The organism is Wolbachia endosymbiont of Drosophila bicornuta, assembly GCF_028982105.1.
GTDB lineage: Bacteria > Pseudomonadota > Alphaproteobacteria > Rickettsiales > Anaplasmataceae > Wolbachia > Wolbachia pipientis.
Genome location: NZ_JAPQLF010000064.1, coordinates 1 through 5,838 on the forward strand (window position 1 = coordinate 1; position 5,838 = coordinate 5,838).

General features: G+C 35.5%; 4 protein-coding genes, 1 tRNA gene and 3 pseudogenes. 3 read left to right on the plus strand and 5 right to left on the minus strand.

The genetic code is table 11. The features are described from left to right. The 3 genes and pseudogenes from OZD68_RS06735 to rsmA form a co-directional block, all read right to left on the minus strand. Window positions 1–413: pseudogene (locus OZD68_RS06735) on the minus strand (transposase); the annotation flags it as partial. A gap of 63 nt (window positions 414–476) precedes the next feature. Next, on the minus strand, window positions 477–1,970 hold the full coding sequence (gene guaB, locus OZD68_RS01475; protein WP_182309894.1) for an IMP dehydrogenase: 1,494 nt from the start codon (window positions 1,968–1,970) through the stop codon (window positions 477–479). A 116-nt stretch (window positions 1,971–2,086) separates the two neighbouring features. Then, complete coding sequence (rsmA, locus tag OZD68_RS01480; protein ID WP_182309893.1) at window positions 2,087–2,899, minus strand: 16S rRNA (adenine(1518)-N(6)/adenine(1519)-N(6))-dimethyltransferase RsmA; 813 nt, start codon at window positions 2,897–2,899, stop codon at window positions 2,087–2,089. A gap of 78 nt (window positions 2,900–2,977) precedes the next feature. On the opposite strand from rsmA, the gene OZD68_RS01485 reads away from it, so the two are divergent. Both OZD68_RS01485 and OZD68_RS01490 read left to right on the plus strand, forming a co-directional pair. Continuing rightward, window positions 2,978–3,050, plus strand: a tRNA-Thr gene (locus OZD68_RS01485). 24 nt (window positions 3,051–3,074) lie between these two features. Further along, window positions 3,075–3,803: a triosephosphate isomerase gene (locus tag OZD68_RS01490; protein ID WP_182309892.1), complete on the plus strand. Its 729-nt coding sequence runs from the start codon at window positions 3,075–3,077 to the stop codon at window positions 3,801–3,803. A 74-nt stretch (window positions 3,804–3,877) separates the two neighbouring features. On the opposite strand, the pseudogene OZD68_RS01495 reads toward OZD68_RS01490, so the two are convergent. Further along, a pseudogene (locus tag OZD68_RS01495) lies at window positions 3,878–4,018 on the minus strand (DprA-like winged helix domain-containing protein); the annotation flags it as partial. A 104-nt stretch (window positions 4,019–4,122) separates the two neighbouring features. Continuing rightward, window positions 4,123–5,081: pseudogene (gene dprA / locus OZD68_RS01500) on the minus strand (DNA-processing protein DprA); the annotation flags it as partial. A gap of 61 nt (window positions 5,082–5,142) precedes the next feature. Here dprA and OZD68_RS01505 point away from each other — a divergent pair. Next, window positions 5,143–5,517, plus strand: a complete 375-nt coding sequence (locus OZD68_RS01505; RefSeq protein ID WP_010082601.1) for a ferredoxin family protein — start codon at window positions 5,143–5,145, stop codon at window positions 5,515–5,517. Window positions 5,518–5,838: the final 321 nt, after the last annotated feature.

Below are 5,838 nucleotides of genomic sequence, written 5' to 3' on the forward strand. Positions count from 1 at the left end.
TAGAAGCTTGATGTATTTTTTGAATATCTGCTAGAAGCCCTTCTTTTGCTAATTCTTTACTGCTTTTTTCCTTAGCAACCAATACCACCAGTACAAAACCCTACATAGTTCCTGTGTTTTATAGCAATTTCTATATAAAAGAATACTTTACTCTTTTTCTTTGCCCAGGGCTTTTTTTAAAATGTCTCTTTCTCTTGTTAGTTCTTTTTTTAGATCAAATCTTTCTTTGTCATAAGGAGCCTTTGCCTGGAAATGCGTATGCTCCAGACATTTTTCCATCATATTTTCTTACTTAACATACTGCCATCTATACCTAGATCTTTTGCTATTTTTGTACTTGCTTGACCTGTTTCTTTAACCAGCTTAACAGCTTCTAATTTGAATTCTGCTGTATATTCTCTTCTATTTGTCATATTTTGAAAAAACGTTTTATTTTACTCCAAAAACGTTTTAACTTTCTCTCTACTTTTTCTGGACTACTCCGAATCGGTTGACAGATTGGACGTTTGATAAGCATAATTTGGAGCTTCTTGTGTAATGACTATATCATGAGCGTGACTCTCTCTTAATCCTGATGCAGTAGTAGTAACAAATTTACAATTTTTTTTCATCTCTTCTATATTCCTATTACCAGTATACCCCATTGCAGCTTGCAATCCGCCAATCAATTGATGGATTACTCCTGAAGCTGGACCTTTGAATGGAACTCTTCCTTCCACTCCTTGTGGAACTAATTTGAGTTTTGAATCTTTATCTTGAAAATAACGGCTAGCTGAACCTCGTTTCATTGCACTAATAGATCCCATTCCTCGATAGCCTTTATATGCTCTGCCCTTATACATAATAATCTCACCTGGGCTTTCGTCAGTGCCAGCAAAAATCGAACCAATCATCACAGAGTCAGCACCAGCTGCAATAGCTTTTGCAACATCTCCTGAGTATTTTACCCCACCATCAGCAATTAGTCTGACGTTTCTTGCTCTACACGCCTCTGCAACATTCTTGATTGCAGAGAATTGTGGCACACCAACACCTGTAACTATTCTGGTTGTACAGATTGATCCTGGTCCTATTCCAACCTTCACTGCATCAACACCCGCATCAATCAACGCTTCAGCAGCCTCCTTTGTTGCAATGTTTCCGCCAATTAATTGCGTATTAGGATACATCTTTTTTATTTCCCTAATGGTATTGATAACGTTTTCGGAATGACCGTGAGCAGTATCCACAACAACTACATCAACTTCTTCTCCGATCAAAGCTTCACATCTTTCTATACCATCTTTTTTACCAGTGCCAATTGCAGCGGCAACTCTTAGCCGCCCTTTACTGTCTTTACATGAATTTGGGTATCTATTGTATTTTTCAATGTCTTTAACCGTAATTAAACCTATACAACAAGAATTTTCATCTACGACCAAAAGCTTTTCTATTCTATTTTCATGCAACAATTTCATTGCTGAGGCACTATTCACTCCCTGCTCCCGCACTGTCACTAACTTATCTTTTGTCATCACTTCGGAAACTTTTACATTCATGTTCTGGTCTTCAATAAATCTCACATCTCGGTTAGTTAAAATTCCAACTAACTTGCGTTGATCGACTACAGGAATGCCAGAATAATTGTGCTCTCTCATTAATGAAATTGCTTCCGCAACTGTTTTATCCGGTGAAATCGTAATTGGGTTATACACGATCCAACTTTCATATTTTTTCACCCTTCTTACTTCTAAAACTTGTTCATCCATTGATAAATTCTTATGTATGCAACCTATCCCTCCATGTTGGGCAATAGCTATTGCAAAGTCCGATTCAGTAACAGTATCCATTGCAGAGGATATGAGAGGGATATTTAGTTCCATACTATTTGTTAAATAAGTTTTTGTATCTGCATCGCAAGGCAATATATTAGAATAGGCTGGCAAAAGAAGTATATCGTCAAACGAATAACAAGCTTCCATTTTTTTCATAGGCTTTATTTAAAGCTTATACGCCAATTAATTAAATTGCAATAGGCAAAATTAGCTAGGAGCCCTTAATTGTATAGCTCTAACTGTTTTTAGGAGATAGAAAAGCTATATGGTTGCTAATACATTTTATTGCAAAATAAGCATTCTACATTATTTGCCAGCAAACAAAACTGCTCAATAGTTAAGTTTTCTGGACGCTGGTTTCCGCTCAATTTAGCGTTTTCAAGGACAGTTTCAGCGTGGTCCGTTATATTTTGCAAGCTATTTCTCAGCATCTTTCTTCTTTGAGCAAAAACAGCACGTGTTAATTTTATTAAGGTTTCCAAGTTTACTACAAACTTTGGGGTAGGCAAAGGATTTACTGTAATTACTGAAGAATGTATTTTTGGTCTTGGAAAAAACTCTTTAGGTTCAATATCAAATTCCTTTTTTATATCACATAGTAACTGGCTTAGCACTGATAAGGAACCATAATCTTTAGAATTGGGTCTTGCCGTAATGCGATCTGCTACCTCTTTTTGAAACATTAATGTCAAGTTCGTAAAAAATTTTATATTATTTAACCACTTTAAAAATAACACTACCGAGATATTGTAAGGCAAGTTAGCAATAACTTTAACTGGGCGCTCTATCAGCTCTTCTTCTGTAACATGCAGTGCATCCGCTTCTATAATTCTATACTTTCCTTGATGCTCATTTAGCAGTTGGTCATGGTGTTTTACTAAATCTCTATCTTTTTCTATAGAAAGTAGAGACTTTGGATTATGCACCAATATTTCTCTTGTTAATGCACCATATCCAGGACCAATTTCAATGACATTAAAATTTTCCAGACTACCAGCTAAAGCGACGACTTTTTTTGTTATCTCACTCGATAAAATAAAATTTTGCCCTAGACTCTTTTTTGGCTTCAGTAAAAATTTTTTCATATTATTTTCATTATACAGTATTTTAAAAATTAGTTGACGAAAATTCATTGATAATTGTATATTATTAATGTGTTTAACGCCGGCTTAGCTCAATTGGTAGAGCAACTGACTTGTAATCAGTAGGTTGTCAGTTCAAGTCCGACAGCCGGCACTCTCGCTCATATAAGTAAAGTTGATGTCCTTTTTAATAGTAGCAAATTGGAAAATGAATGGAATGCGTTCTTCATTTGTTGACTTTATAGGCAAACTTAACGACAAGAGCAACGAAATTACCTCTAAATTAGTAATTTGCCCTCCTTTTACGTCATTTCCAAGCAGTATAGAGTTGAACAATAATATTAATATAGGAGCACAGAATTGCCATCAGAAAAAGTCAGGTTCTTACACAGGTGAAATTAGCGCAGAAATGTTAAAAGAACTAGGGTGTACTTACGTAATACTGGGGCATTCTGAAAGGGCTAATGAAAAAGATAGTGAAATAAAACTTAAGTCCAAAACATCAATAGAATTAGGCTTACACCCAATTATCTGTGTAGGTGAAAATTCAGAAGATTATAAAAGTGGAAAAACAAATGAGGTAATAGAATATCAATGTAAAAACCGTTTGCCAACACATGGTAAATATACCGTAGCATATGAGCCAATATGGGCAATAGGTACAGGTCATATGCCAAATAATGATGCAATTACTGAGGTGATAGAGGTAATAAAATTGTGTACTGGTAAAAAACACATTATATATGGTGGTTCAGTTAGTTCAGAAAATATAGAAAATTTGTTAAATATTTCAAATTTATCAGGAGTTTTAATTGGCAGTGCAAGCTTAGATTTCGATCACTTTTATAAAATTATACAACAAGTTGAAAAAAAGTTTTCTCTTATCAATTCTAAAATCAGCAACTAAGAATCCTATGATAAATGTCATCATCCCAGTGTCAAGCATATATCTGTACGAACATCTAGTATAGCTAAAGTAATCTAGAAAATTAACGATATTTTATTCCCCGGTGAACGCTCTATTTTGTTTTCCAACTCTAGTTCCAAAAGAGCCATTAGAGCTATGTTGGCAGAAAGTCCGCTTGCTAATATAAGTTCATCTATATCAACAGGTACAGAGTTATAGCTCTTTTTACAATAATCCGAACAGATCATAATATGCTACTGCTCTACCATAGCCATAAGCACATATCTTATCCTATTCGGACTATTGCGAGAAGTGCTATAATATGATCAACTATAACAGATTTTGCCTGTTGTAATTTTTCTTGTTTTTGGTTAACAAAATGGTGCTCAACATCAAATAGGTTTTTTTGCTGCGGAGGTAAACTAAACCTAATACTCTCTATTATGTCATCATTATTTCATCAGCGGATTCGATAAGCTTAGCACCGTTTTTAATTAAATAATTACTACCGCTACAGCGTGAATCTAAAGGGAAACCAGAAACTGCAAACACCTCTCTCCCTTGATTTAAAGCAAAATCTGCTGTTATTAGAGAGCCAGAACGTTTCGATGCTTCAATCACTGCAACACCCAGCGATAGACCAGATATAATTCGATTCCTCTGAGGAAAATATTGAGGCTTTGGTTTAGTAGCAAATGGAAGCTCAGTAATTACTAACCCACCGTTCCCAGTGATTTTTTTGTATAGATCAAAATTCTCTTTTGGATACACCACATCAATTCCGCTTGCTGTAACAGAAATAGTGGGATGATTTTTGTATATTACACTGTTTGCTGCAGTATCGATTCCTTTTGCAAGTCCAGAAACAATAACAAAACCAGCTTCGCTTAAATCAAGTGCCAACTTATTGGCAAAATTTCTTCCATTCATTGAAGAGTTACGCCCACCGATTATTGCAATTATCTCACGGCTTAATAATGATATATCACCAAGCGCAGTTATTACAGGAGGACAACTAGAGATATTTCTTAAAAGATCAGGGTAATCTGGGTCACATGCGGGTATAATTTTAGCTCCAATTCTTTCTGCATTATTGATTTCTTCTCGTGCATCTTGAATGCCATACACCTTATTATTAGCCACCCTATTGAGATATTTCAACACCTCATCTAGCGATCCATGTGTTCTTAGTATACTAAAAAACTTTATTGGTCCTATAGTTCTAGCCAAGCTTAACCATACTTCTAATTCTTTGTTGTTCAATTTATTTATCTTCATAAAAGACTTGAATTTCTTATCAATTTAGTGTACCCAAGATAATACAAATATACAGTGTTTTATGACGCATTTTGTTACAGACAAATGCATAAAATGTAAATATACAGACTGCGTGGAAGTATGTCCCGTTGACTGCTTCTATGAAGGCAAAAACATGCTCGTGATTAACCCAGATGAATGTATTGATTGCGGAGTGTGCATACCTGAGTGTCCAGTAGACGCAATTGTAACTGATGATTCCATAAAAGATATTTTAGAACTAGATGAAGAGTTGCTGAGCAGCGAACAAAAAACTTTCAAGTTATTTTACGATATAAATGTAGAATACTCACAAAAGTGGCCAAATATCACAGCTAAAAAGCAACCCCTCTATACTGCAGAAGAGTATAAGGAAAAAAAGGATAAAACAGCTTATTTTGACGAAAATTTAGAGTAATATTAACAAAGAAAAAGATCAGACTCCTTGCATAACCATATGAAAAACTAGCAACTCACTCTTTTTTGTCATTCCAACGCGTGACGGACAATCGTACGAACATTGCAATTTGCAGGTGGCAGATGGTGTCATGCAAGTAGCTCTCCTTTGTCATCCGAGCCACTATGATGTCATTCCAGTGCTCTGACTACTTGGATCCAGAAAAAAAGATGATGTCATCCAAGTAGCTGACACTGGTTCCTTTATGACGGTGTCATCCCAGTGCCCAGACACTGGGATGGCTTTGTTGCATAGCAACTGAAAAAATCTGGTGGCTACTGA

Coding starts and splice junctions, on each gene's coding strand:
- guaB (WP_182309894.1), bottom strand. CDS start 1,970: ATGAAAAAAATGGAAGCTTGTTATTCGTTTGACGATATACTTCTTTTG.
- OZD68_RS01505 (WP_010082601.1), top strand. CDS start 5,143: ATGACGCATTTTGTTACAGACAAATGCATAAAATGTAAATATACAGAC.
- OZD68_RS01490 (WP_182309892.1), top strand. CDS start 3,075: ATGTCCTTTTTAATAGTAGCAAATTGGAAAATGAATGGAATGCGTTCT.
- rsmA (WP_182309893.1), bottom strand. CDS start 2,899: ATGAAAAAATTTTTACTGAAGCCAAAAAAGAGTCTAGGGCAAAATTTT.